24 protein-coding genes and 1 pseudogene are annotated in these 24,319 nt (G+C 39.0%); 14 read left to right on the top strand and 11 right to left on the bottom strand.

Annotated elements, in window-relative coordinates; translation table 11 throughout:
* Positions 1 to 160 precede the first annotated feature (160 nt).
* The 3 genes from H5089_RS04965 to H5089_RS04955 all read left to right on the top strand — a co-directional run bounded on the left by H5089_RS04965 (position 161) and on the right by H5089_RS04955 (position 3,925).
* Complete coding sequence (locus H5089_RS04965) at positions 161 to 1,489, top strand: GH1 family beta-glucosidase (RefSeq protein WP_182711621.1); 1,329 nt, start codon at positions 161 to 163, stop codon at positions 1,487 to 1,489.
* 46 nt (positions 1,490 to 1,535) lie between these two features.
* Complete coding sequence (locus tag H5089_RS04960) at positions 1,536 to 2,858, top strand: glycoside-pentoside-hexuronide (GPH):cation symporter (protein ID WP_182711620.1); 1,323 nt, start codon at positions 1,536 to 1,538, stop codon at positions 2,856 to 2,858.
* Positions 2,859 to 2,920: 62 nt separating this feature from the next.
* Complete coding sequence (locus H5089_RS04955; protein WP_182197719.1) at positions 2,921 to 3,925, top strand: LacI family DNA-binding transcriptional regulator; 1,005 nt, start codon at positions 2,921 to 2,923, stop codon at positions 3,923 to 3,925.
* Between the two features lie 72 nt (positions 3,926 to 3,997).
* Here the strand turns inward: H5089_RS04955 and H5089_RS04950 are convergent, their stop codons facing one another.
* Both H5089_RS04950 and H5089_RS04945 read right to left on the bottom strand, forming a co-directional pair.
* Complete coding sequence (locus H5089_RS04950) at positions 3,998 to 4,666, bottom strand: DUF2987 domain-containing protein (protein ID WP_259396044.1); 669 nt, start codon at positions 4,664 to 4,666, stop codon at positions 3,998 to 4,000.
* Positions 4,659 to 5,465: a glucosaminidase domain-containing protein gene (locus tag H5089_RS04945; protein ID WP_024606443.1), complete on the bottom strand. Its 807-nt coding sequence runs from the start codon at positions 5,463 to 5,465 to the stop codon at positions 4,659 to 4,661. The genes H5089_RS04950 and H5089_RS04945 overlap by 8 nt, the downstream gene beginning before the upstream one ends.
* 248 nt (positions 5,466 to 5,713) lie before the next feature.
* Between H5089_RS04945 and H5089_RS04940 the strand changes: the two genes are divergently transcribed.
* A complete protein-coding gene (locus H5089_RS04940; protein WP_024606442.1) occupies positions 5,714 to 7,006 on the top strand; it encodes an anti-phage deoxyguanosine triphosphatase in 1,293 nt (430 codons plus the stop codon).
* A gap of 97 nt (positions 7,007 to 7,103) precedes the next feature.
* On the opposite strand, the gene H5089_RS04935 is transcribed toward H5089_RS04940, so the two are convergent.
* The gene (locus tag H5089_RS04935) at positions 7,104 to 9,260 is read right to left on the bottom strand and encodes a prolyl oligopeptidase family protein (RefSeq protein WP_182711619.1); all 2,157 of its coding nucleotides are present in this window, start codon (positions 9,258 to 9,260) and stop codon (positions 7,104 to 7,106) included.
* 164 nt (positions 9,261 to 9,424) lie between these two features.
* On the opposite strand from H5089_RS04935, the gene H5089_RS04930 reads away from it, so the two are divergent.
* Both H5089_RS04930 and H5089_RS04925 read left to right on the top strand, forming a co-directional pair.
* Positions 9,425 to 9,739 (top strand): DUF962 domain-containing protein, encoded by a 315-nt coding sequence (locus H5089_RS04930; RefSeq protein ID WP_182696450.1) that lies wholly within the window; start codon positions 9,425 to 9,427, stop codon positions 9,737 to 9,739.
* 512 nt (positions 9,740 to 10,251) lie between these two features.
* Positions 10,252 to 12,822, top strand: coding sequence for a TonB-dependent siderophore receptor (locus H5089_RS04925; RefSeq protein WP_182711618.1), 2,571 nt, complete (start codon positions 10,252 to 10,254; stop codon positions 12,820 to 12,822).
* A gap of 81 nt (positions 12,823 to 12,903) precedes the next feature.
* Here the strand turns inward: H5089_RS04925 and H5089_RS04920 are convergent, their stop codons facing one another.
* From H5089_RS04920 to H5089_RS04910, 3 genes are all read right to left on the bottom strand, one after another.
* Complete coding sequence (locus H5089_RS04920) at positions 12,904 to 13,905, bottom strand: branched-chain amino acid aminotransferase (protein WP_257983256.1); 1,002 nt, start codon at positions 13,903 to 13,905, stop codon at positions 12,904 to 12,906.
* A 191-nt stretch (positions 13,906 to 14,096) separates the two neighbouring features.
* On the bottom strand, positions 14,097 to 15,149 hold the full coding sequence (locus tag H5089_RS04915) for an acyl-CoA desaturase (RefSeq protein ID WP_182711617.1): 1,053 nt from the start codon (positions 15,147 to 15,149) through the stop codon (positions 14,097 to 14,099).
* On the bottom strand, positions 15,146 to 16,189 hold the full coding sequence (locus tag H5089_RS04910; RefSeq protein ID WP_182696447.1) for a flavin reductase family protein: 1,044 nt from the start codon (positions 16,187 to 16,189) through the stop codon (positions 15,146 to 15,148). Before H5089_RS04910 ends, H5089_RS04915 begins: the two co-directional genes overlap by 4 nt.
* A gap of 267 nt (positions 16,190 to 16,456) precedes the next feature.
* Between H5089_RS04910 and H5089_RS04905 the strand changes: the two genes are divergently transcribed.
* The 8 genes and pseudogenes from H5089_RS04905 to H5089_RS04870 all read left to right on the top strand — a co-directional run bounded on the left by H5089_RS04905 (position 16,457) and on the right by H5089_RS04870 (position 21,145).
* Positions 16,457 to 17,632, top strand: coding sequence for a PQQ-dependent sugar dehydrogenase (locus H5089_RS04905; RefSeq protein WP_182711616.1), 1,176 nt, complete (start codon positions 16,457 to 16,459; stop codon positions 17,630 to 17,632).
* Between the two features lie 144 nt (positions 17,633 to 17,776).
* Positions 17,777 to 17,956, top strand: a complete 180-nt coding sequence (locus tag H5089_RS04900; protein ID WP_007375469.1) for a DUF6435 family protein — start codon at positions 17,777 to 17,779, stop codon at positions 17,954 to 17,956.
* A gap of 395 nt (positions 17,957 to 18,351) precedes the next feature.
* Positions 18,352 to 18,588, top strand: coding sequence for a DUF3144 domain-containing protein (locus H5089_RS04895; protein WP_024600116.1), 237 nt, complete (start codon positions 18,352 to 18,354; stop codon positions 18,586 to 18,588).
* Between the two features lie 133 nt (positions 18,589 to 18,721).
* The gene (locus H5089_RS04890) at positions 18,722 to 19,333 is read left to right on the top strand and encodes a HEAT repeat domain-containing protein (protein ID WP_182711615.1); all 612 of its coding nucleotides are present in this window, start codon (positions 18,722 to 18,724) and stop codon (positions 19,331 to 19,333) included.
* A gap of 134 nt (positions 19,334 to 19,467) precedes the next feature.
* Positions 19,468 to 20,277 carry a hypothetical protein gene (locus H5089_RS04885; RefSeq protein WP_182696445.1) on the top strand — a complete coding sequence of 270 codons (810 nt, stop codon included), beginning with the start codon at positions 19,468 to 19,470 and terminating at the stop codon, positions 20,275 to 20,277.
* Positions 20,278 to 20,349: 72 nt separating this feature from the next.
* Positions 20,350 to 20,493 (top strand): annotated as a pseudogene (locus H5089_RS04880) (transposase); the annotation flags it as partial.
* A 126-nt stretch (positions 20,494 to 20,619) separates the two neighbouring features.
* The gene (locus H5089_RS20485) at positions 20,620 to 20,763 is read left to right on the top strand and encodes a DUF3465 domain-containing protein (protein ID WP_232007048.1); all 144 of its coding nucleotides are present in this window, start codon (positions 20,620 to 20,622) and stop codon (positions 20,761 to 20,763) included.
* Between the two features lie 43 nt (positions 20,764 to 20,806).
* Positions 20,807 to 21,145, top strand: a complete 339-nt coding sequence (locus tag H5089_RS04870; protein WP_024597909.1) for a hypothetical protein — start codon at positions 20,807 to 20,809, stop codon at positions 21,143 to 21,145.
* 108 nt (positions 21,146 to 21,253) lie between these two features.
* Here the strand turns inward: H5089_RS04870 and H5089_RS04865 are convergent, their stop codons facing one another.
* From H5089_RS04865 to H5089_RS04845, 5 genes are all read right to left on the bottom strand, one after another.
* Complete coding sequence (locus tag H5089_RS04865; RefSeq protein WP_182711614.1) at positions 21,254 to 21,697, bottom strand: GNAT family N-acetyltransferase; 444 nt, start codon at positions 21,695 to 21,697, stop codon at positions 21,254 to 21,256.
* Between the two features lie 60 nt (positions 21,698 to 21,757).
* Positions 21,758 to 22,351 carry a DUF2238 domain-containing protein gene (locus H5089_RS04860; RefSeq protein WP_007583339.1) on the bottom strand — a complete coding sequence of 198 codons (594 nt, stop codon included), beginning with the start codon at positions 22,349 to 22,351 and terminating at the stop codon, positions 21,758 to 21,760.
* Between the two features lie 61 nt (positions 22,352 to 22,412).
* Positions 22,413 to 23,204 carry an SDR family oxidoreductase gene (locus tag H5089_RS04855; RefSeq protein ID WP_182711613.1) on the bottom strand — a complete coding sequence of 264 codons (792 nt, stop codon included), beginning with the start codon at positions 23,202 to 23,204 and terminating at the stop codon, positions 22,413 to 22,415.
* A 59-nt stretch (positions 23,205 to 23,263) separates the two neighbouring features.
* Positions 23,264 to 23,767, bottom strand: a complete 504-nt coding sequence (locus H5089_RS04850) for a DUF962 domain-containing protein (protein WP_182711612.1) — start codon at positions 23,765 to 23,767, stop codon at positions 23,264 to 23,266.
* Between the two features lie 84 nt (positions 23,768 to 23,851).
* A complete protein-coding gene (locus H5089_RS04845) occupies positions 23,852 to 24,259 on the bottom strand; it encodes a hypothetical protein (RefSeq protein WP_182711611.1) in 408 nt (135 codons plus the stop codon).
* Positions 24,260 to 24,319 lie beyond the last annotated feature (60 nt).

Raw genomic sequence — 24,319 nt, 5'->3', positions numbered from 1 at the left:
TAACATTAATCTAAAAATGTAAGCGCTTTCACGGCTAATTAAATACGAACATGTTACATATTTCAACAACTTTTATTTTTAATAATGTTTTGTAACCGCTGAAAGTCAGTAAAAATAGGCGCTAAGCGTGCAATTAAGTTCTCAAAAAGGTTTGTAACCAATGACAAAAATATCATTACCATTTAATTCACCTCTATTAACAAAAGACTTTGTTTATGGTGTAGCAACAGCATCATTTCAGATAGAGGGCGGGTATGAGCATCGCTTACCGTGTATTTGGGATACCTTTTGTAGTACTGCAGGTAAAATTGCTGATAATTCACATGGTCATATTGCCTGCGATCATTACAACAATTGGCAACAAGACATAGATTTAATAGAGTCTCTAGGTGTTGATGCTTACAGGCTTTCTATTTCATGGCCTCGCGTTATGACTCAAGACGGAAAGTTAAATCCTGTAGGCGTTAAGTTTTATACTGATATTTTAGATGAGCTAAAACGTCGCAATATTAAAGCCTTTGTTACTTTGTACCACTGGGATTTACCGCAACACCTTGAAGATGAAGGCGGTTGGCTTAACAGACAAACAGCTTACGCTTTTGAACATTACGTAAATTTAATTACCAAAGCCTTTGGCGATCGCGTTCACTCTTATGCCACATTGAATGAACCATTTTGTAGTGCGTTTTTAGGTTACGAAATTGGTATTCATGCCCCAGGTAAAGTGGGTAAAGAATATGGCCGTAAAGCAGCGCACCATTTATTATTAGCCCACGGACTCGCTATGAGCGTATTAAAGCAAAACTCGCCTAATACATTAAATGGCATAGTGCTTAACTTTACGCCGTGTTATAGCCTTACTCAAAGTGACGAAGACTTAAAAGCCACTGCATTTGCAGACGACTATCTTAATCAGTGGTATATAAAACCAATAATTGATGCCCAATATCCTGATATAATTAATCAATTACCATTAAACCATCAGCCTGAAATTCTTGAGGGCGATTTGGAACTAATTTCTCAATCTATTGATTACTTAGGTATTAACTTTTATACCCGCCAAGTTTATAAAGCGCACCCTGCTGACATTTATGAGCCTATTTCACCTACGGGCCCGCTAACTGATATGGGGTGGGAAATTTACCCGCAATCGTTCACCGACTTGCTCGTATCGCTTAATAAAACATACACCTTACCGCCTATTTATATAACCGAAAATGGTGCAGCAATGCCCGATACGTATAATAATGGTGCAGTTAACGACTTAGACCGTTTAAGTTATTATAATACTCATTTAAACGCGGTTCATAATGCAATTGAACAAGGTGTTGTTATACATGGCTACTTTGCTTGGAGTCTAATGGATAACTTTGAATGGGCTGAAGGCTATTTAAAACGTTTTGGTATTGTGTATGTAGATTATAAAACCCAGCAACGCACTATTAAAAAAAGTGGCTTAGCTTATAAAGAACTCATCTCTAAAAGATAAGAGCATACCCATAACTAAAAACAAGTATAAAGCGGGATAAATAATCATGGTCAGTGTAAAAGAAAAAATAGCGTATGGCTTAGGCGACACCGCCAGTAATATCATTTTTCAAACAGTTATGATGTTTTTAATGCTGTACTACACAGACGTAGTGGGTTTATCACCCGCTGTTGTCGGTACTATGTTTTTAGCAGTACGTATTTTTGATGCCGTAACCGACCCATTAATGGGCAACCTTGCTGACAAAACACATACGCGCTGGGGGCACTTTCGCCCCTACCTACTTTGGCTTTCACTTCCTTTTGCCATTATTAGTATTTTAGCGTTTACTACGCCTGATTTAGAAGGCACCGATAAAATAATTTATGCCTTTACTACTTACACACTACTTATGGTGGCTTACACCGCTATCAATATTCCTTATTGTGCATTGGGCGGTGTACTTACTGCAGATGTAAAAGAGCGCGTGACTATTCAGTCTTACCGGTTTGTATTTGGTATGTTAGGCGGCGTAATAGTAGCGGGTTGTACTATGCCAATGGTTGAGTACTTTGGCCAAGGCGATGCTGCTAAGGGCTATCAATACACCATGACTGCAATGAGCATTTTAGGCTTTGTACTTTTTTTACTTTGTTTTTTAGGCACAAAAGAGCGTATACAACAGCCAAAAGAGCAAAACATTCCTTTTGCCCAAAGTATTAAAGCATTAATTAAAAACGATCAATGGCGAACACTTTGCTTAGCTGCGTTTTTTTTACTTACCGGTCAAGTATTAAGGCTTACGCTTGCTGTTTACTACGTAAAATACTATTTAGGTCGAGACGATTTAATCACCTTATTTATGACACTAGGCGTTGCAGCAAGCATGCTAGGGTGTGCTTTAGCTCAACCGCTTGCAAAGCGCTTTTGTAAAATAAAAGCCTATATAAGCTTACAAGTTATTGCCGCCGCTATTTGTGGTTTTAGTTACTTTATTAGTAAAGATCAATTAGTACTCGCATTTACTGCCTTTATTTTATGGAAATTCTTTTTAGATATGGCAACCCCTTTGTTGTGGGCAAAAATGGCCGACACCATAGATTACGGGCATGAAAAAACAGGTGTACGCATTACGGGTTTAGTTTATTCAGGCGTCATATTTTTTATTAAAATGGGCGTGGCGGTAGGCGGCGCAATTGCAGGCTGGTTGTTATCTTTTTACAGTTATCAGGCCGATGTAGTACAAACACTTGATACTCAACACGGTATTTTACTTTCATTTACTGTGTTACCTGCTTTTGGATCTTTATTTGTTGCCTACATAATGAAAAAATATACACTGACTAATCAGGTTGTTGAAAATATTCAATCTAAACTAACAGCTAGTTAAGATATATACTCTAAGGTATTATTTAGCCGAAGTAGTTAAGGATAAGCGAGTGAACAAATAACATGGCAACAATTTATCAAGTCTCAGAGCTTGCGGGCGTATCGTTAGCCACCGTTTCTCGCGTGATGAACAAAAATACCCGTGTAAGCGATAAAACCAAACAAAAAGTGCTTGATGCCATGGAGCAGCTTGGCTACAAGCCTAACTCAATTGCGCAATCTTTAGCCTCTAACTGTACTAACAGTGTCGGTATTTTAGTGTCTGAGTTACATGGTCCTTTCTTTGCCCAAATGATGGCAGGTATTGAGTCGGAGCTTCGTGCTGCGGGTAAACACGTTATTATTACCACCGGGCACAGTGAAGAAGACAAAGAACAAGAAGGCATTGAGTTTTTAATTAGCAGACGCTGCGATGCCATTATTTTGCACGTTGAAGCCGTCTCAGACGACTACCTAATAAAATTAAGCCAAGGCTCTACACCCGTTTATTTAATGAGCCGTTACGTAGAGCAACTAAAAGACAACTGTATCAGCCTAGATAATCAATTAGGTGGTTACCTAGCCACTAAATCGATATTAAATCAAGGCCATACACAAATAGCGTATATTGCAGGCCCGCAGTTTAAAGCCGATGCATTTAATAGACTTGAAGGTCACAAACAAGCACTCACAGAGGCTGGTGTTAAATTTGATCCTACGCTTTATTATATTGGCGACTTTAACGAAACTGGCGGTAGTAAAGGCTTAAAACATTTTATTGATGAAAAACTTAGCTTTACTGCACTGGTATGCGCCAATGACGAAATGGCTTCCGGTGCCATGAAGTATGCACGAGAGCACGGTTATAACTTACCAATTGATTTATCGATTGTTGGATTTGATAACGTTATTTTTGCAAACTACCTATACCCTACACTCACGACCATAGATAATCCGGTCGGGAAAATGGGCGAAATGGCAGCTAAATTAGTGCTTAAAGACGTATATCAAAATAAAAACCTCGTTATAAATCGCTTTTTTGAACCTACTTTAATGCAGCGCGATTCATCAGCACCACTTATTAAATAAAAACCAAAGACTAAAAAAGAGTACTGATTTTGGTACAAAAAAAGCGGCTAAATGCCGCTTTTTGTATGTGAGCTACTTAACAATCCAAGGCGTTACTTTAATAACGTTCGATATATCGCCAAGCACTGCGCTATCATCTTCCCAGCTATCTTCAACTGCAAAATAACACACTGACTTTTCACACGTTATGCTCTTATCATCAAATTGAATTGGGCTTTTAAATGTAACTGCTACGCCCTTTTGCTCTGGTAATAAAAACCACATTAATTTACTTACAAAAAAGCCCGATAAATCAGTTAACAGCTCATCAAGTTCTTCGTTAATGGTATATAACGACTGCTTTGAAAATGTTAAATCTTCAAGTTCGTTTGCTTCTATTTGAAGTTTTAATTGGCAATCATGATCTGGATTTTGTGGCTGCACCACAATGACGGCTTTATCTGTATCAAGTTGCTTATCGAACGGTAATAATAGCTGTGCTTTATCGGTGAAGTTAAGTGGGTACTCGTTTCTTTCAGTTAAAATAGTGCCGCTTTTAATGGCACACGCTTCATTAGTTGCTATATCACTTATATAAAAATTAACTCGCGCATATTGGAAGTCGCCTTTGTTAACAACTTTTAATCGGTCATAAAAACCGTCATACGACATAACAAATTCTCTTGCATTAACATTAAATGCACTCATGCCCAGCAGCACTAACGCAATGGCGTTGGTGCAATTAAAAATGTATTTATTCATCAAAGTAGGCTCTATTTTGGCTAATCATCGTGTTTAGCTCTTCTATATACGCTTCACCGCGCTCAGAGTAAGACATTAAACCATGTGTAAGTTCAGTCGCTAAAATTGGTTTTTGCTCAAGACGTAAGTTTTCACGTATTGCGCGTAAATCTTTATAAGCAGGATGCGTATTTATGTTTTTAAAATAAGAGTTTATAGCAGCTCTTACCGATTTAAACGCAGCAACTTCGTGTGCAGCTCCAGTATTACGGCGTTTTGGTACCATGCCACAACCTTTTGTGTAACACCACTGACCAAAAAAGTTAAGGCCAATACGTGCAAAACGCGATGTGCCCCACGCCGATTCATTTGCAGCTTGCATAAGCGCTAATTCTTTAGGGATTATATCAACACGGCGTAGTGCTTGCGTAAGTATTAGCGTATCAATGGTGGTTGGTAAGCCGTACGACTTTAATATTGCTGCAATATCTTTGCTTTGCTTTTTTTCTAAAGGTAATTCGTTTTGTAGCATCATGCGTGCTATTTCAAGCTTAGCGCGTTGCTGTAATATTTTTTTGTTTTCGGCTTCAACGTGCGGACGAATAAAGCTAAAAAATGCATGTTTTTTTTCTTTAACATCACTAAATTCTGAAAACTTTGGCAGTTTTACATTATGTAATGGTTTTTCTTTTTTCTTCACTTTTTTTGGTTGTTCTGACGTTTGTTCATCTAGTTCAACATCATCATTTTGTATAAACGGATATGCAAGCGCCCATACAAAAAACACGGTTAGTAAAAGCTTAAAAATCGTTTTTAACATGTATTCTCTCTTTGAAACAACAACTATGCATGGTTAATACACAAGCATACGAAGGCGCATTATACCTAAGCCACTTTATAAACGCGAATAACTGGGATTTGATGACCTTTTACGGTTGAATTTTCAGCAGTGGATTTGGGTTTTAGATAAAACAGAGCCTATGTAGTGCATTTGTTCATTCGCAATTTATAAGTCCATGGGTATACTGAGCAAAGTTTAATAATATTAACTATGTGTGAGTAAGCAGTATGGATAAACAATGGCAAAGCCGAATAATAGAGCAATATAAACATCGTCCTAACGATAACCGCTCGCCGTGGCAGGTCGACCGTTCGCGTATTATTCATGCCGCAGCATTTAGGCGTTTGCAAGCTAAAACCCAAATTATGGGTATTGGCCTAAACGATTTTTACCGCACTCGCCTTACCCACTCTTTAGAAGTATCGCAAATTGGTACCGGCATATTGCGCCATTTAAAAGCGCAACATAGCGACTTTACGCACTTTCCATCAACTGGACTGCTAGAAACACTGTGTTTGGCGCACGATATTGGCCATCCGCCTTTTGGTCATGGTGGTGAAATAGCGCTAAATTACATGATGCGCGATCACGGTGGTTTTGAAGGTAACGCACAAACACTGCGCATAGTTGCAAAACTTGAGCCCTATAGTAATGGGCACGGTATGAACCTAACTCGTCGTACTTTATTAGGTTTTATAAAATACCCCGCGTTTATTAATACGCTTTGGCATACCATTCCCGATGCCACAACCGGTCGTGCATTTATAAAAGCAGATGATTGGCGCCCTGCCAAAGGGTTATACAACGACGATGCAGCCATATTCAATTGGATAGTAGAACCACTGAGTCAAAACGATAAAACATTGCTAGGTAACCATGCCGCTATTGATAAGTACCGCGCTAAAACAACGTATAAATCGCTCGACAGCGCCATAATGGAACATGCCGACGATATAGCATACGCGGTACATGACTTAGAAGATGCCATTGCAACCCACGTACTCACATTAGACGATTGGCAAACCCATGCTCTGCCCCATTTAAAAGCACTAAACTTTGACTGGCTAAACGACATGCTTGAATCGCTGACCCAGCGCTTGTTTTCAAAAAATGATTATGAGCGAAAAGATGCCATAGGTGAGCTGGTTAATACCTTTATTATTCATATACATTTGGATATTCAAAACGATAACTTTGAATGCCCTATTTTAAAGTACACCGCTAAATTAGATGCCCAATACGATAGTGTATTGCAAATACTTAAGCATTTTGTGTTTCAACGTTTAATACGTGACCCCGAAATGCAGCAAATAGAATTTAAAGGTCAAAATTTGCTAATAGAGTTATTTACCGCTTTTGCTAGCGATCCGCTGCGTTTATTGCCCGAAACAACACAAGCACAATACATAGAAGCGCAAAAGCAAAACCAAGGGATGCGTATAATTTGCGATTATTTGAGTGGAATGACCGACGAGTACGCCTATAAAACATACCAACGATTGTTTTCACCTATGCAGTAGCTAACTGCTAACTGCTAACATTGAAAAGGCCGAGTAAATTTAATTTACTCGGCCTTTTTGCTCAGCTATTAAAGTTAGCTATTTTGTTAAAGCGCTTTTATAACGACTCTACGCCCATGTTGTATAACGTAAAACCAAATATATCAGCGTACTGCTCAATTGTTTTACTCGTTGGTGTACCTGCACCATGCCCTGCGTTTGTTTCTATACGAATAAGCGTTGGGTTATTACCTGTTTGCTTTGCTTGAAGCTCAGCTGCAAACTTAAACGAATGCGAAGGGACAACGCGGTCATCATGATCGCCAGTTGTGATCATAGTAGCTGGATACTCAACACCTGCTTTTACATTATGAAGTGGTGAATAACCTTTAATGTATTCAAACATTTCTTTACTTTGCTCACTGGTACCATAGTCGTATGCCCAACCAGCGCCGGCAGTAAATGTATGGTAGCGCAGCATATCAAGTACGCCTACAGCAGGTAGAGCCACTTGAAATAAGTCTGGGCGCTGCGTCATCACTGCGCCAACTAACAAACCACCATTAGATCCACCGCGAAGTGCTAAGCGCTTTTTAGATGTGTACTTTTTATCTTTTAAGTACTCAGCCGCCGCAATAAAGTCGTCAAACACATTTTGCTTTTGCAATTTAGTGCCTGCATTGTGCCAGTCTTTACCGTACTCACCACCACCGCGAATATTAGCGACGGCGTATACGCCACCTTGCTCAAGCCATACTGCATTAACGGGGCTGAAGCTTGGCGTTAAACTAATATTAAAACCACCGTAACCGTATAAAATTGTAGGGTTTGATCCATCAAGCTTAATGCCTGTTTTATAGGTAATTACCATCGGTATTTTAGTGCCGTCTTTTGATGTGTAAAACACTTGCTCAGACGTGTAATCATCACTATTAAAATCAATAGCCGACTTACGATAAACACCCGATTCACCCGTAGCTACATCAAACGTATAAGTAGTACCTGGTGTTTTGTAGTTAGTGAACGAATAATAAAGCGTTGTTTGATCTTTTTTACCGCCAAAACCACGTGCTGTACCCACGCCTGGCAATGTAATTTCGCGAATTAGCTCGCCTTTTTTGTTGTACTGTTTTACCTGCGAAATCGCGTCAACCATGTAGTTGGCAAAAAAGGTATCGCCGCCTTTTGTAAGATTTAGTACGTTTTTGGTTTCAGGAATTAAATCAACCCAATTTTCAGGGCTTGGGTTACTTGCATCAACCGTCACTACTTTTTTGTTTGGTGCATTAAGGTTAGTAACTAAAAACAGCTTGCTGCCTTCGTTATCAATAACTGATGTATCTGAATCAGTATTTCCTACAACCGTTACAAACTCACTGTTTTTATTTGTTAAGTCCTTTATAAACAGCTTATTGCCTGAAGTAGACGTACTAGCTGAAATAAGTAAGTAGCGGCCGTCATGAGTTACATCAGCGCCTACATAGCGATGCTTTTGTTCATCAGTTTCACCAAATACAACACTATCTGCAGATTGTGCAGTACCTAGCTTATGGTAATACGCTTTATGCTGATCTGTTTTAGCCGACAGCTCACTGCCTTTAGGTTTTTCGTAACTTGAATAATAAAAGCCCTCGTTACCTAACCAATCAATGCCACTAAATTTAACGTCAACAAGCGCTTCTTCAACTTGCTCTTTAGTATGTGCATCAATAACAATAATTTTACGCCAGTCGCTGCCACCTTCAGATATTTGATACGCGAGCAATGAACCATCTTTTGAAAACGATAAACCCGACATAGACGTCGTACCATCTTCACTAAACTTGTTTGGGTCTAAAAATACTTCTACGTCGCCGCCATCTTTACTACGGTACAAAACATATTGATTTTGCAGGCCATCGTTTTTATAAAAATAGGTGTAATGGCCTTCAGTAAAAGGAGGGCCTATTTTTTCGTAGTTCATTAGTTTTTCAAGGCGCTGCTTTAACTTATCGCGATAAGGTATTTGTTCTAAATAAGAAAACGTTAAATTGTTTTGCGTTTTAACCCAATCGGCAGTTTCGCTGCTCATATCATCTTCAAGCCAACGATATGGGTCACTAACGGTTTCTTCAAAGTAGGTGTCTACGATATCGCCTTTTTTTGTTTCTGGGTATATAACTGCGTTAACTTGCTTCATAGGTGCTTTTACTTCTTCTTGAGTTACCGTATTAGTTGGCTCTGAACAGCCGCTAAGCGCTACAATTACAGCACACGCTAGAGTATGTTTAAACATCCCGAGTTCCATTCTTATTTATTAATAGTGCGCCTAAGCTATTAACTTTTAGCCCTTTTGTCTATATAGATGCGTTAAGCGCCATTTATCGCTGTAAACAAATGTAAACTTACGCTTTAATAGCATTACCCTCATTAAAATAAAAAACAATAAAAGAGCACACTATGCAAAGTACAAACCCCACGTTTAAAAGCTTTAAAGCCTTCTACCCTTATTATTTAAAAGAGCATCGCAACGTGATTTGCCGCCGCTTACATTTTATAGGAAGCACCCTCGTTCTTGTTGTAATCGCAATAGCATTATTAAAACAACACTACAGTTTATTGTGGCTATTACCTGTTATTGGATATGGGTTTGCGTGGGTCGGGCATTTCTTTTTTGAAAAAAACCGCCCTGCTACTTTTAAACACCCTTTTTACAGTTTGTGGGGAGATTGGGTAATGTTTAAAGACATACTTATTGGAAAAATTAAATTTTAACACTATTTCTAGCACTCTTTTTTATACCAATTACTTATAAAAACAAAATTACTTCATGCTTTAAAGTATAGGTTCTAATAAGTAGTACATAATTTATAATACACCCATTAAATGTTAATTTAGTTAACATTTAATGGGTGTATTTTTATTTTATATTTTTAAAAATATTTATAGCTCAACAGTTGTTTATTGCCAGCCCAATAAAAATGGCTTCCTACAAATAATTAGTTAAATCTACCAACCTCATCTTACCAGTTAATTAAACGTTAAATTTAATTTTTAAATATAATTCATTATCCATCAATTACTTAGCAATCACCTTCGCTATATAACTAAAACAATGGTCATTATAAAAAACAACCAAATGTAATTATAAAAAACCTTAAATTAATTGAATGTTATTCAATTGACTGACTTTGTTAATTAAGTATATGTTCAAGGTAACAAAGAGGTTTAATCTTTATCTTTTTGTAATAAACTAAAATAATTCAATGGGTATGGGGAAATACAGCATGAATAGAAAACCGTTATTAAAATTACAGCAGTCGGTACCACAAATATTACTCGCCATGAGTGCATCAGCTGCACTAGTTGGTTCGCTCTCAGTAAATGCTGCAGAGCAAGAAACCAAAGCAGAAGAAAACATCGAACAAATAAGCGTAATTGGCTCTCGCCGATTAGGCCGTACAGTAGAAGACAGTGCAGTACCCATCGATATAATTGGTGCAGATGCACTTAAAAATTCAGGCTTTACTGAAACGAATGCCCTACTTAGCAATTTATTACCTAGCTTTAACTTCCCGCAAGCATCACTTACTGATGGTAGCGACCATGTACGCCCTGCTCAACTTCGTGGTTTAGCACCTGATCACACTTTAGTGCTTGTTAATGGTAAACGCCGCCACAGTAATGCATTACTTAACTTAAATGGCTCAACGGGTCGTGGTTCATCATCAGTTGATTTAAATGCTATTCCAGCAAATGCTATCGACCGCATTGAAGTATTACGTGATGGTGCAGCAGCCCAATATGGCTCTGATGCTATAGCCGGTGTTATTAATATTGTGCTTAAAAGTGCCAGCAGCGGTGGTTCAGTTGCGGCTATATATGGTGCTAACGTAACCGAAATGGACGGTGTACCACAGCTTGAGTCTGTATCTGAAGGCAGTGATGGTAATTTAGCCTTTACTGAAGGGGGCGATCGCTCTTTAACAGACGGCCAAACACTAACGCTGCAAGGTAATATGGGTTTTGAACTTGGCGATAATGGCTTTTTAAACATTTCAACAGAATACCGCGACCGCCATTCAACTAACCGCTCTGACTACGATAATCGTGAAAACTACGCACGATTAGATGATGGCTCGTTAGACCCTCGTGAACTTACCGTAAATCGATATAACCATAACTTTGGTAATGGCGATGTTGAAGACTTTTCAGTGTTTTATAACGCAGGTTACCAATTAACAAACGAAGTAGATTTATATTCGTTTGGCTCTTACAGCAAACGCGAAGGCGAAGGCGGTGGTTTTTATCGCCGTGCAAGCGATAGCCGTAATATAGAAGAAGTTTACCCTGATGGCTTTTTGCCTGTTATCACCTCAGACATAGATGACTTTTCACTGGCACTTGGCGCTAAAGGTTTTGTAAGTGAATGGAATTACGATGTATCGGCTGTATATGGTCAAGATGCATTTGAGTTTGGTGTTATAAATAGTTTAAATACCTCATACGGCCCGACTAGCCAAACAAGCTTTGATGCCGGAACACTTACCTACGATCAACTTACCTTAAACGTTGATTTTAGTCGCGAAGTAGACGTCAGCTTTTTAGAAAGCTCGGTAAGTGTAGCTGTAGGTGCTGAGTATCGCCGCGAAGGATACCAAATAGATGCAGGCGAAGAAGCTTCATATGCACAAGGCACATTTGGCCCAGGAGGCGCAGTAACCGACCCAGTCGATGGCCCATTTGGCGCAGCGGGCGCACAAGTATTCCCGGGGTTTACACCCGAATCAGAGGGCGATAATAGCCGCCATAACGTGAGCTTGTATATAGACCTTGAAACCTACCTAACCGACGATTGGAATTTAGCGGTTGCCGCCCGTTATGAAGATTACTCAGACTTTGGCGATACACTTAACGGTAAAGTTGCGACTCGTTATTCATTAACTGAAGACTTAGCGCTGCGCGCCTCTGTATCAACAGGCTTTAGAGCACCTTCTTTGCAGCAACAATACTTTACCTCAGTGGCCACTGTATTTGTTGATGGCGAACCAACCGAAACAGGTACGTTCGCACCAAGCAGCGATGTAGCAAAAGCACTGGGCTCACCTGGTCTTGATGCAGAAGAAGCAACAAACTACGGCGTTGGTTTTACATGGTCTACCGACTTTAATTTCAGCTTGTCGGTTGATTACTACCAAATATTAATTGATGACCGTATTGTGTTATCAAACAACTTATCGGGCGATGCTATTGCCGATTTACTTCAAGGCACAGGTGCTAATCAAGGTCGTTTCTTCTTAAATGCAATTGACAGTAAAACCCGTGGTGTGGATGTGGTTGCCTCTTATAATGTAGCAACTGATGGTTATGGCGATTTAGCCTTTAACCTAGGTTACAACTACGGTAAAAATGAAGTAACAAATATTATCGACCCACCAGCAGAGCTGCAAGGTGCAGGGTTCGATCAAGACAACCTGTTCTCAGGCACTGAGCTGCGTCGTTTTGAAGTAAGCACACCGCGTAATAAGTACAACTTAAGCGCAACATGGACTAACGACGACATACGCACCACGCTTAGAACAACGCGTTACGGCGAAACTCAAGACCCTTCAGATATCCCAGAACGTAACGAAGTGCTTAAGCCTAAATGGATAACCGACTTAGATGTCGCCTACTCGCTTAGCGAAAACTTATCGCTGAGCTTAGGGGCTAATAACATTTTTGATGTTTACCCAGATGCAACCCGTGAAAATGTTGACGATGTAACCACCTTCTCACGTTTATTTGCTTACTCTAGCTTCTCGCCGTATGGATTTAACGGACGCTACGTGTACGGTAAAATAGAAATGAAGTTTTAATAAGCACAGCTTAAAGTAACCAAACACACAAAAGCCACCGATTAGGTGGCTTTTTAATGCGAGTTGCGATTAAATCTATAATTAGATTTTAGTTAACCAGCCGTGTTTATCTTCACTTTTACCCCATTGAATATCGTTCAATGCTTGGCGAAGGCGCGCGGTCGTTGGGCCTGGCTCGCCAGTACCTACTTTGTATTCTTTATCGTTATGAATAAATGTACCCACAGCAGTTAGCACAGCTGCAGTGCCCGAAAGCGCGGCTTCAGTACCTGGTTTAGCAGCACGCTCTAATAGCTCAGTAACGCTAAAGTTACGCTCGCTTACCGTCATACCTAAATCTTTGGCTATGGTTAAAATACTATTACGCGTTACACCATGTAAAAACGTGCTATCAAGCGCTTTAGTAATAATTTCGTTGCCATCAATAAGTATAAAGTTAGCAGCACCGGTTTCTTGTACATCGCCACCTGGGCAAAATAAAATTTGGTCTGCCTGATACTTAGTTCGTGCAGCACTAATAGGTGCTAGAGCACTGGCGTAGTTACCACCACTTTTTACCATACCCATGTGCGGAGCGCAGCGCATGCCATCTTCTTCAAGCAGTACACGCAGTGCAGTTGCACCACCGGCAAAGTAATCTCCTACTGGCGATAGTAACGTATACAAAAGCGAGCTCATTGATGGCGCTGCTGCTTTACCAATTGCCGCCTCAGTACCAATGTGCGTTGGGCGAATATACATAGAGCCCGGCGGTAATGGCGTTTCATCTGCGTATTCGCGCATAATATCGATAATCATCGTTTTTAGCATATCGCTGTCAAAACTCGGTAAGCTTAATAGCGCTGAGCTTTGTTGCATGCGTGCAATGTTTGCATCCATTCTAAAAAGATAAACAGAACCATCTTCATGGCGAAAGGCTTTTAAGCCTTCAAAACATGTACTTGAATAATGAAGAACGTGCGCACCAGCATGAAGTTCAAGTTTATCGGAAGGGACAATTGAGCTTTCGCTCCATTTATTATCAGAAAAACGAGCTTGAATCATCTGCGGCATAAACACGGTACCAAATGCGGCCATTTTAATCTCTCTTGTGTGGTCTATTTTCCTCCATTGTATGACAATCACACGCTATTTAACCATAGCTAAAGTAAGGCTTTTTTAATTAACTATGAGAAATTTTTGCAAGTGCTGTTTACTAATCAACCGCATTGGGTGCTATAAACAAAAAAATCGGCTAATGCAGTTGCACTAGCCGATTCTTAAAGGTAAATAATTTACTTGAACGAATATCTAATAATACGTTTTAGCACCGAAGTATACTGTTTAAAAAAGCTACCTGTATGGTAATCAATACCGTGTTTTTTCAAAACGGCTTGTACTTGAGGTGCAACTTCTTGATAGCGCGAAGACGGCATATCAGGAAATAAGTGATGCTCTATTTGGCAGCTCAAATGCCCCGTTAAAACATGAAACCAATGCGACCCTTCAATATTTGACGAGCCCAGTACTTGGCGATAATACCACTGTCCTTGCGTTTCGTTTACGCAGTCTTCTTGTTTAAAAGTTTGCGTTTCTTCAGTAAAGTGACCACAAAATATTATGGTTGATGTCCATAAATTACGGATTAAGTTTGCTACTAAATTACCCGCCAATACCCATAAAAATAAAGGGCCTGCAAGTAACGGAAATATCGCATAATCTTTAATTAACTGGCGAGCGCCTTTACTAAAAAAGCGTTGCTTTAATGTAGAGTGCGATACAAGCCCTTCACGGTTTTCTTTCTTTTTACCGATAAAAACACGCTCTGCAGCTAACTCGTGATACGACACGCCCCACTGAAATAACACACTCAAATTAATATACGTAAAAAACTGCCATACATTTTTAAAGCGCCATTTAAAATCATCGCTTAAACGCAACAAGCCATAACCAAAGTCTCTGTCTTTACCAATAATATTAGTATACGTATGGTGTTCAAAGTTATGAACGCGGTGCCAACTTTGTCCATCGCACGCTATGTCCCACTCATAATGTTGTGAGTTAAGTTGCTTGTCGTTCATCCAATCGTATTGACCATGCATTACATTGTGGCCAATTTCCATATTGTCTAAAATTTTAGCAAGCGCTAATAGCAGCACACCTGCAACCCACAATAGTGGCTGAATAAAACCAAGCATAAGCAAAATTCGCCCGCTCCATTCACACACTCGCTGTTTGCGCACAACAGAGCGAATATAGTCAGCATCTTGTTGGCCAACTTTGCCAAGGGTGTCCATTTTAATGGCATCTAGCTCGCTTGCGAGCATGTCATAGTTAATGTTTTTCATAATTGTAACTCCAAATCACTAACAGGTTGGCTTACGCAAAGTTGTATTAATTGCTCGCCGTTGTCACTCAATTCACCTGTTTTTAAATTACGTACCACGCCTGACTTTTTAATACATTGGCATTGATGGCAAATACCAATACCGCAACCGCGTTTAACGGGGAGCTTTTTTTCTTCAAACTGAGTCAGTAAAACATCGTTGCCCGATACAACATGGGCACTGGCGTTAATTTTTACATTAAATTGGCTGTCGTCGTTTAAGCTAGGCAACGCTAAACCAAAGGCTTCTTGGTAGTAATTTAGCTTATGCGTTTTAGCAAAATCGCTCACCGTTTGCATAAATGCTGCAGGGCCACAGCAGTAAATATCTGGGTTTTCCCACGGCTTAATATTGCTGGTTATATCGCTTGATTGCTCACGCGTTAATAATAAAAACGAAAAATGCTCAAACTGCGCCGCCAACTCACTTAGCTCATCAACACATTGATGCTCAGTGGCTTTTGCGTAATACACTAACGACACTTTTTGCGTAGTTTGGCTTAAGTAATCATCAAGCATAGCCAGCATAGGTGTTATACCCGAGCCGCCTGCAATAAAAGTGGCTGGCGTGTGTGTGTTTTTAAACACAAAGTCGCCGCTTGGCGCAGAAATATTGCACCACAACCCCGCTTTTAATGCACTGCTGAGTAAGCCTGTAAAGCGCCCTTGCGCATTTGTTTTGATTAGTAAGCGCACCAAACCTGTATTTTTAAATTGCTGAGCGCTTGAGGCCACGGTAAAAACGCGTGTTAATAATCGCCCATTAATTTCAACCGTTAAACTTATATGCTGCCCTGACGTATGCGCCTGCCATTGTTTGCTTGGCTTAAGTTGCACACTTAAAAAACCGCCATCAAGTACAGCTGTACTAACTACTTGCGCTCTAAACTGCCCTGCACGCCAAGCAGGTTTAAACACCTGCATTACGGGCTCTATGTAGCCTGCAAAACTTTGATGGTGTAAAAACCATTTTGAAAATTGGTTTAATACTTGAGTCATCATGGTTAAATCTCTATCAAATCTTAATTGCTTTGAACTTACACGTGTACGCCCAAACTTCAGCGCACAAGTGTACGCTCAAATTTCAAGTTTTCAACCCCAATAGAGTAATTATTCAATTTTTTTATTAGCGCTAATTGCTAAAACAATTTCCTGTGAAGAGGTAATTTTATAAATAGAAGTGTGTGTTTTTCATTCAACTCAACACTTAACAAATTTATTTATGCCATGATAAGGTTATGTAAGATTGGATTAATTTTGGAAGCCATAATGATAAATTTAAGGTCACATAACACTCACCCTAAACTAATAAGTGCAGGCTTAGCCGTTGCTATGTTTGCTACTAACGCCCCCGCAAATGCAAAAAGCGATTACGTAAAAAACTATAAACAGCTCGATACTTTATCGCTTAGCGTTAACGCAGTAACAGCGGCAGATGGTGTGGTTATACCTTGGGCTATTGAACCTTTAGTTAACGGTGACTTATTAATATCTGAGCGCAGCGGAACGTTATTTTTATTGCCTAAAAATACCACTACATTAACTAAAGTGAAGGGCCTACCAAACATTGATGCAAATGGCCAAGGCGGATTGCTTGATTTATCACTACACACCGATAGTAAGCAAAACCAATGGCTGTACTTTAGTTACTCAAGTGGTGAGGGCAAAGGAAGCGGCAGTAACACCGCCTTAATGCGCGCTAAGCTAAGTGACGATCACACGCAGTTATCTGATCAACAATTGCTATACAAAGGCGAGCATAACAGCACTAAAGGCCAACACTATGGCAGTCGTATTGTGTTTGATAATGAAGGTTATGTTTATTTTTCAATTGGCGATCGCGGCTCGCGCGACATAAACCCGCAAGATCTCACGCGGGACGGCGGTAAAATTTATCGCTTACACGAAAATGGTAATATCCCAAGCGACAATCCGTTTGTTAAACAAAAAGATGCAAAACATGCGGTATGGTCTTATGGGCACCGTAATCCACAGGGTATGTGGTTTAATAATCAAAATAATATTTTATGGTCTCATGAACATGGGCCACGCGGCGGTGATGAACTTAATATAATAAAAAAAGGCGCTAACTACGGATGGCCTTTGGTAAGTTATGGCGTTAACTACAGCGGTACCACATTTACAGACCTTAAAGAAAAAGACGGCATGCAATCGCCCGTATTACACTGGACCCCTTCTATTGCGCCCTCCGATATGTTGTATGTAACGAGTGATAAATACCCACAGTTAAAAGGTAAATTATTACTTGCCTCCATGAAATTTGCATTTATTAGCGCGCTGGAACTCTCAAAGGGCAAGGTTGTTAAGCAATATAAAATACTCGATGGCATTGGCAGAGTACGTAGCCTAGCCCAAGGCAGCGATGGTTTTATTTATTTAGGTATTGATGGCCAAGGTATTAAACGCCTAGAGCCAGAAACGTAAGCACTAGCACTGGCACGCAAAATTACACTGCGTTTACTTTGCGCTTTTAAAGCGCAAAGTAAACATTTTCACCAAACAAAGAACTATTAAGCCAATTAATGCGTACACTAAATACATATAATTTAATAAATTAAGAGAATACTAATGTTTTCATTTTTAAAGCCTGATCCCGTAAAAAAACTGCGTAAAGAATACGACGTAAAACTAGAGCAAGGCATGCAGGCACAAAGAAAAGGCGACATTAAAAGCTTCGCCATGTTAAGTGCAGAAGCCGAAAAAATCTGGAGTGAAATAGAAACTCTAGAGGCAAAAAAAGCTAAATAATTAATGACCTCGTTTTTACAACTTCCACCACCAGTAAACCACCTTTTATAATATGCTTACACAAACAAGTGTACTTAAAGCGGTTACTTGCATTATCGCCGCCGTTTTTTAGTGGCTGTTAAATCATTTAAAAAGGCTTTTAGCTTTCATTTTAAATATGTAATTGCTGCATTTACGTACAGTACTGGCGTTTTTCCTCCTAAGTCAAAAAATGAGGACGTTTTCCTCATTTGTGCATATCATTAAAAGAACAACCCGCCTGAAAGTTTATAACTGGCAATGTGTTACAAGATTTGCTATTACTATTAAAAATAACTAAGAGGACATACTTTGCTCATAAAAAGAGGAAAGTGTCCTCTGATAAAGCTATTATATGTTTAGGGAATGTTCAGAGTATGGATGAAAAATTTGAAGAAGTAGTCGGCCGGTATTTAGAAAAAGCGATTGAAGTTGAAACTGAGACTTCAATGTCTCAAGCAAGCTCTTCAATGCTATTTGCTACCGCTTGCTACAATGCTCAAAACATTCTTGATAAATCATCCCCAAACAACCTCGAAGCTAATATTACAGAGTATATTGAAATGTATGAGGATATGCTTAGGAACTCTATTGAGCACTACTCCAGCAAATAAACATATAACAAGGCAAATCAACAAGGCAAATCAACAAGGACTAAAACTGGTTGGCTTTAGTCACATCGTTCCTAAATTTTAGCCAACCACTTTTAGCCTGTTATTGTGGGCGTTATACGTACTGGAGAGTTTTGTGCTAGATGAAATTATTTCTCAGCTTAAAGATAAAAAGTCACCTAAACGACGCTCTGCGGCTAAGAAATTACGCAAACTTAAAAATATCGATGCAGGCCCTTTTCTATTAAGTGCTTTGGAAGAAGAACTTAAAGATTTGCGTACTTGGGAAACTCAGTACCAAATGGTTATGGCCATTGGTGAATGCGGCTATAAACCTGCCCTAGATTTCCTTCAAGCACTGGGACACCGAAAATTCGAAGCAACAATGGTCTATGTTGCTATCGGTGATGCAATCCAAAGATTATCAATGAAAAATGAACAGGATGTTACAGCGGTATTTGATGCCATAGATTCAGGTAACGATATGCTAGTTGACGGAGCTATTCGAGCAATGGCAATGCTCAAGATCGTTCCAGTAGATCTACATATAGAAAAAATAATTAATTATGTTACCGCTCAAAACAAAAATGATGGAATGCACTTTTGGGTATTAGCTGCTGCTCCTGGTTGGTCAGGTAAAAAGATTGAGGAATACTTGGTTTTCTGCGCAACTTCAAAACGTGACGAAATAACTAATGCCGTTGAGTTAGCTAGAAAACAAAAATATAAAAATTGGTCTCCGTTGTAGCTACGTATAACAAGTACGTAAACCAGACCAGAAATGCGTCGCTCAATTTGTGTATGGGCTGCGCCCATTTTCACACAAACTGCCCGCCACATTTCTGGCTGGTTACGTAGGCGTTATACGTTTAAGGAGGTTTGGTGAACGGACTCTGTGCATTGTGTAGAAAATCAGCGAAGCTTAAAGATAGTCACTTTATGCCTAAAGCTATTTACCGATCAATTAGTAAAGGTTTCCCTGAACACGGACAAAACATTGTTTTGATTAATGGCTCAGATAAATCAGCAGCCTATACAGACAAGCAAGCTAAAAAACATTTACTTTGTGAAAGTTGTGAATTGAAATTCTCCAAAAATGGGGAAGAAAAAGTAATTTCTTTTATGGCTCGACCTAACGGTTTTAAACTAGCTACAAAGATAAAAAAATTTAAAGCGTTGTCTCATGTACAAGATGAAAGATGGTATTTTCCTTCCAACGATAAAATAGCACTTAATTTCATGTACTTTGCTGTAAGCATTGCTTGGAGATTGTCCGTAACAGATTGGAGCGGGTACGGTATTCCTGATACAAAGAATTCAATTCGTGAAGAAAGCATGGTTGCTTTTTCAGATTACCTATTAGGAAATACTGAATTTCCTGCAAATACATACCTAGCTGTATATGTTGATAATCAAATAGTAGATAAACCAACAATGGGTTTTCCAACAGTTAAAAACCATGATGGCTACCAACATATAGTGTTTAATATTCCTGGACTCAAATTTAGCCTGTTAGCAGGCAACAATCCAGGGGCGGATATTAGAGAAACATTCTCTATTAATACAACTAACGTTTATTTTGTTAGTCGTAGTTTAAAAACACACCCTGATTATCATTTCATGGTTAACTTTTTAAAAAATGAATCAGTTGCAAAGGGACGGTTACTGAAAGAGCGCAGCAAAAACGTATAACAAGTCACTCAAAAGGACTGTGCTCCTCACCCGTTTTAGTGGACACCTCCTCATCACTATGAGGAGACTAAAATGCCTAGATATACTCAAGCTAGAAAGACACGGTTTTACCCAGTTAATTTCAAAATCAAAGCAGTCGAACTAAGCTTACGAGACGATGTCTTGATAAAGGAGGTTGCTAAGACGCTTGATATTCATCCGTTAATGCTCAGTCGTTGACGAAAAGATTCCTATATTAAACGTCGATAATAAAGGCTGGCGTCATCAAAAGTTTATTCTTAAATTAAGTTCAGCATTACTATTTTAATCGCACATAACATTGACCTAGCCCCAAAAATTAAATTGATTTCGAAAAGTGATAATGTTCAATTTTATAGAGAGTATGAGTGGAATAAAAAAGTGGCCGTAGTACACTGGACTCATAAAGATCCCAACGGATATCATGTTGGTGGTTGGTTAAAACACAAAGGTAAAATATACCAATAGCTTTATAGCAATCTGTTAAAGTAAAAAGGTAAGGAAAACGAAAATGACAATGCAATGGATCGCAATTTTGGCGGCTTTAGGCTGGTGTTTATTACAAGTAATACTTTTGCTTATATCTTCACAATGTATTTTTTTAATGATCGAGTTTCGCTCTGATAATGAGCATAAACTGTATCAAAAACTTCTATCAAACTTTATTAAATATCTTTTTTACTCCTTATTTATTTTACCACTCATCTCTCTAGGTTTGTTTATATATGGTGTTATTAACATTAAAGAATGGTGTGAACTTAAGCCTGGATTGTGGGTATTTGCTGCTTGGTGGGTGGCTCTATTTGTACTTTCTTATGCTCTATCAATGAAGAAAAAATATCGTATTTAAAAGAGTATTAATATCTACCGCCAAAAAGTTTATAACATCAAAAAACAGCTTACTAATTAGCTATATAGTGAATCATAAAAATAATAACCCCACTTTAGAAAGTACTCTCTACTTACTATCACCATACACATTCTCAGGACTTATTTGCATTAGTAGTGCGGGATTGTCTATCGGTTTAAACCCGTATTGTGCATAAAGACTATGCGCATCAGAAGTCGCTAATAAAAAGCGCCTGAGCCCTTGTAGCTCAGGGTGCTCTACTATCGTTTTAATGAGTAACTTACTCAGCCCATTTCCTTGCAAGTGCGGGGCAATAAATACATCGGCTAAATAGGCAAAGGTTGCTTTATCGGTCACTACCCTAGCAAAGCCAACTTGTTCGTTATGAGCGCTGTAAACACCAAAGCACATTGAGTTATCAATAGCCGATTGCATCACGCTTTTAGGGATGCCTTTGGCCCAATAGCTGTTAGCAATAAAGTTATAAATAACATTAAAGTTAAGTTTGCTTTTATCTGTGCTGATTGAGTAGTTACTAATTTTTGCTGTCATACGTTAGTAGTCTTTTTTATCAATGTTTTTATAAACATTTCTATAGAACGTTCCTATAGCCTATAAATAATCTTTAACGTTTTTTAGCTGTTTGTCGTGTACTTTTGAAAGTACTAATAGCGAGCAAATAGCCCCAAATAACGCCAGTCCCATATCTGATTGGGTATCCCACACGTAACCTTGCGTGCCTAAAAACGCTTCTGCGTTTTCGCCGCTTAACACTGCAACCCACCACTCTATTAATTCGTAAAAGGCGCTAAATGCTAAACATACCGAAATAACAAAGGTGATTAACCAGCCTCGACCATTTACTACTTTTTTGCGCAGTAAAATTTCGCGTGCTAGTAGTGCAGGTACAAACCCTTGAAAAAAGTGCCCTACTTTGTCGTAGTTATTACGCTCACTACCAAATAGGTTGTCGAAAAAAGGGACTTCGGCGTAGGTGTAATGCCCGCCAATCATCAGCACAATGCAATGCGCTAAAATAAATGTATATAAAATAGGAGTAAGTTTAAAGTGGCTATAGGTACTTGCTAGCAGCACTAAACCAATAATTGCGGGGATAACTTCAAGCAGCCATGTAAATTGATCTTTTGGGTTAATACCAGACCAAATTAATACAATAAAAAACAGGCTCAGCCATAAATACTTCATTTAGAATCCTTTTCTAAATTGATCAAATTTACGGCATTTTACGCCTTTGAAATAAACGACGCTACCTATAGTTTGTTTTTGCAGTAATGCGATTAAACAAAGTAGGAAAAAAGCGCTTAATTGTAGGCGCCCAACCACTTAAACCTTTGCCAATAATCACTTCGTCTTTTTTATCGCTAATGGCACGAATCATTTTTGAAGCCGCTACGCTTACATCCATCCCATTTTCTATCGACTCTTCTGGTTTATTTTGCGCTATGCCTTGCTCGTTTAGTGAATTATGCGCAATTGCTGTTTTAATAGAGCCAGGGCAAATTGTTAAACAATGAATGTTATGTTGTGCTACTTCTGCACGTAGGCAATCCATAAAACCAACAACCGCATATTTAGAACCCGAATAACCCGTTCTAAATTTTGAACCTACTTTACCCGCCACACTACTAATAGACACAATTGAGCCACTGCGCTTTGCCACCATAGCAGGCAGTAAAGCTTTAGTAAGTGCAATTAAGCCAAAGTAATTAACCTCCATTAATTGGCGATACACGTTAAAGTCGTTTTCTAAAAATAAGCTACGCTGCGATACGCCGCCGTTATTAATTAAAATATCAATTGCAGGAAGCTCGTTCATTTTTGCTGTTATTGTGCTCAGTACGTGTTCTGGCTGGGCTAAATCAAGCGGTATAACTAAGTGCCCTTCGCCTTTAAGCGTTGCTTTTAAATCGTTTAGTTTATCTACATTGCGCGCCGATAAAATAACACGCGCTCCAAGCTCAGCAAATTGTATAGCAAGCTCTTTACCAATGCCTGATGATGCGCCGGTGATCCACACGGTTTTATTATTATATTGCATGCCCTATCTGCCTTTTATTGTTATTTATTAAGTTTTATTAAGTTACTTAGTAAAGTATTTTACGCCTTTGTAGGACCAGCTATCGCGTTTACTTCATCTTCTAATGTTTTGTAAAAACCCATTAAAAATAGTAGTTCAACAGTTACGTACAAAGGGCCAATAATTAAGCCCATTAGGTCATCTACAAATGCAGGTTTTTTACCTTCGTAATAGTGCCCAATAAACTGCAGTACCCAGCCAAATACAAACACACCTACGCCAATACTCAACCACGGCCAAAGCGCCATTGCCGCAATAGGCTGAGCACCAACAAGGAGTAAAGTAAATATCACGGCCATAATAAAGCCAAGCGAAAAGCTTAGCATAAAATAATAAACAACCGACGCTAATACAAAAAGTTGTGCACCATCAATTACTACGCTACCAAGGGGTATTTGAATGCGCGCTAGTAAACACAACGCTGCAAATACAATGAGCGGAATACCAAAAAAGTGCGTTAGTACATTGCGCTTAGAACGATGATACAAACCATATTTACCAAGTTGCTGTTGAAGTGTTTTCATTGTTTTGCCTTTATTTTTATATATAAAACTTACTTTAGCAAAAGTAAGCACAGCAACAATGTCAGGTATCTGACATTTTGTAAATTAAACAAATGCAGAAATTATTTTACCCGGCTCATGCTCACCTTGCATATCCGTTCGCTCGCGCCCTTTTTGATACTCTTGCTCAAGCATTTTTTGGAGTTCCTCTATTTTATCAGCAATTGCGCTAGGGTCTGCGCCCTCACTTTGCTGTTCTTTAATGAGCTCTTCTATTGTTGCTTTTAGCTCGTCTATTTTGTTTTTGTTTACACCTAAGCGCTGATAAACCAGCGCTTCTTGAGCACTTTCTAAAAACGTTGGTTCTTTAGGGGCTGAGGTAATGCCTTTAACATCATTTGTTTTTTCGTTAGGGAGGGTATTAGTTGCCGCAACTTCGCTTAGTCCTGCCGCTTTATTTAATGCAGGAGAGTTATAGTTACTATATTGATTTTTAAAGGTTATTGTAGTCATTAGCTCAAATCCATTGTTGCGTTACATTATCTGTAGCAATTTTGGTTCCAACTAAATAAA

This window comes from Pseudoalteromonas sp. SR45-1, from assembly GCF_014163655.1.
In the GTDB taxonomy this organism is placed as follows: Bacteria; Pseudomonadota; Gammaproteobacteria; order Enterobacterales; family Alteromonadaceae; genus Pseudoalteromonas; species Pseudoalteromonas distincta.
The sequence above is the reverse complement of the archived record's forward strand: the minus strand, read 5'-3'. Positions and strand labels throughout refer to the sequence as shown.

What these genes read in the sequence shown, in the direction of transcription:
- H5089_RS04965 (WP_182711621.1), top strand. Translation starts at nt 161, where the DNA reads ATGACAAAAATATCATTACCATTTAATTCACCTCTATTAACAAAAGAC.
- H5089_RS04960 (WP_182711620.1), top strand. Translation starts at nt 1,536, where the DNA reads ATGGTCAGTGTAAAAGAAAAAATAGCGTATGGCTTAGGCGACACCGCC.
- H5089_RS04955 (WP_182197719.1), top strand. Translation starts at nt 2,921, where the DNA reads ATGGCAACAATTTATCAAGTCTCAGAGCTTGCGGGCGTATCGTTAGCC.
- H5089_RS04950 (WP_259396044.1), bottom strand. Translation starts at nt 4,666, where the DNA reads ATGAATAAATACATTTTTAATTGCACCAACGCCATTGCGTTAGTGCTG.
- H5089_RS04945 (WP_024606443.1), bottom strand. Translation starts at nt 5,465, where the DNA reads ATGTTAAAAACGATTTTTAAGCTTTTACTAACCGTGTTTTTTGTATGG.
- H5089_RS04940 (WP_024606442.1), top strand. Translation starts at nt 5,714, where the DNA reads ATGGATAAACAATGGCAAAGCCGAATAATAGAGCAATATAAACATCGT.
- H5089_RS04935 (WP_182711619.1), bottom strand. Translation starts at nt 9,260, where the DNA reads ATGTTTAAACATACTCTAGCGTGTGCTGTAATTGTAGCGCTTAGCGGC.
- H5089_RS04930 (WP_182696450.1), top strand. Translation starts at nt 9,425, where the DNA reads ATGCAAAGTACAAACCCCACGTTTAAAAGCTTTAAAGCCTTCTACCCT.
- H5089_RS04925 (WP_182711618.1), top strand. Translation starts at nt 10,252, where the DNA reads ATGAATAGAAAACCGTTATTAAAATTACAGCAGTCGGTACCACAAATA.
- H5089_RS04915 (WP_182711617.1), bottom strand. Translation starts at nt 15,149, where the DNA reads ATGAAAAACATTAACTATGACATGCTCGCAAGCGAGCTAGATGCCATT.
- H5089_RS04910 (WP_182696447.1), bottom strand. Translation starts at nt 16,189, where the DNA reads ATGATGACTCAAGTATTAAACCAATTTTCAAAATGGTTTTTACACCAT.
- H5089_RS04905 (WP_182711616.1), top strand. Translation starts at nt 16,457, where the DNA reads ATGATAAATTTAAGGTCACATAACACTCACCCTAAACTAATAAGTGCA.
- H5089_RS04900 (WP_007375469.1), top strand. Translation starts at nt 17,777, where the DNA reads ATGTTTTCATTTTTAAAGCCTGATCCCGTAAAAAAACTGCGTAAAGAA.
- H5089_RS04895 (WP_024600116.1), top strand. Translation starts at nt 18,352, where the DNA reads ATGGATGAAAAATTTGAAGAAGTAGTCGGCCGGTATTTAGAAAAAGCG.
- H5089_RS04870 (WP_024597909.1), top strand. Translation starts at nt 20,807, where the DNA reads ATGACAATGCAATGGATCGCAATTTTGGCGGCTTTAGGCTGGTGTTTA.
- H5089_RS04865 (WP_182711614.1), bottom strand. Translation starts at nt 21,697, where the DNA reads ATGACAGCAAAAATTAGTAACTACTCAATCAGCACAGATAAAAGCAAA.
- H5089_RS04860 (WP_007583339.1), bottom strand. Translation starts at nt 22,351, where the DNA reads ATGAAGTATTTATGGCTGAGCCTGTTTTTTATTGTATTAATTTGGTCT.
- H5089_RS04855 (WP_182711613.1), bottom strand. Translation starts at nt 23,204, where the DNA reads ATGCAATATAATAATAAAACCGTGTGGATCACCGGCGCATCATCAGGC.
- H5089_RS04850 (WP_182711612.1), bottom strand. Translation starts at nt 23,767, where the DNA reads ATGAAAACACTTCAACAGCAACTTGGTAAATATGGTTTGTATCATCGT.
- H5089_RS04845 (WP_182711611.1), bottom strand. Translation starts at nt 24,259, where the DNA reads ATGACTACAATAACCTTTAAAAATCAATATAGTAACTATAACTCTCCT.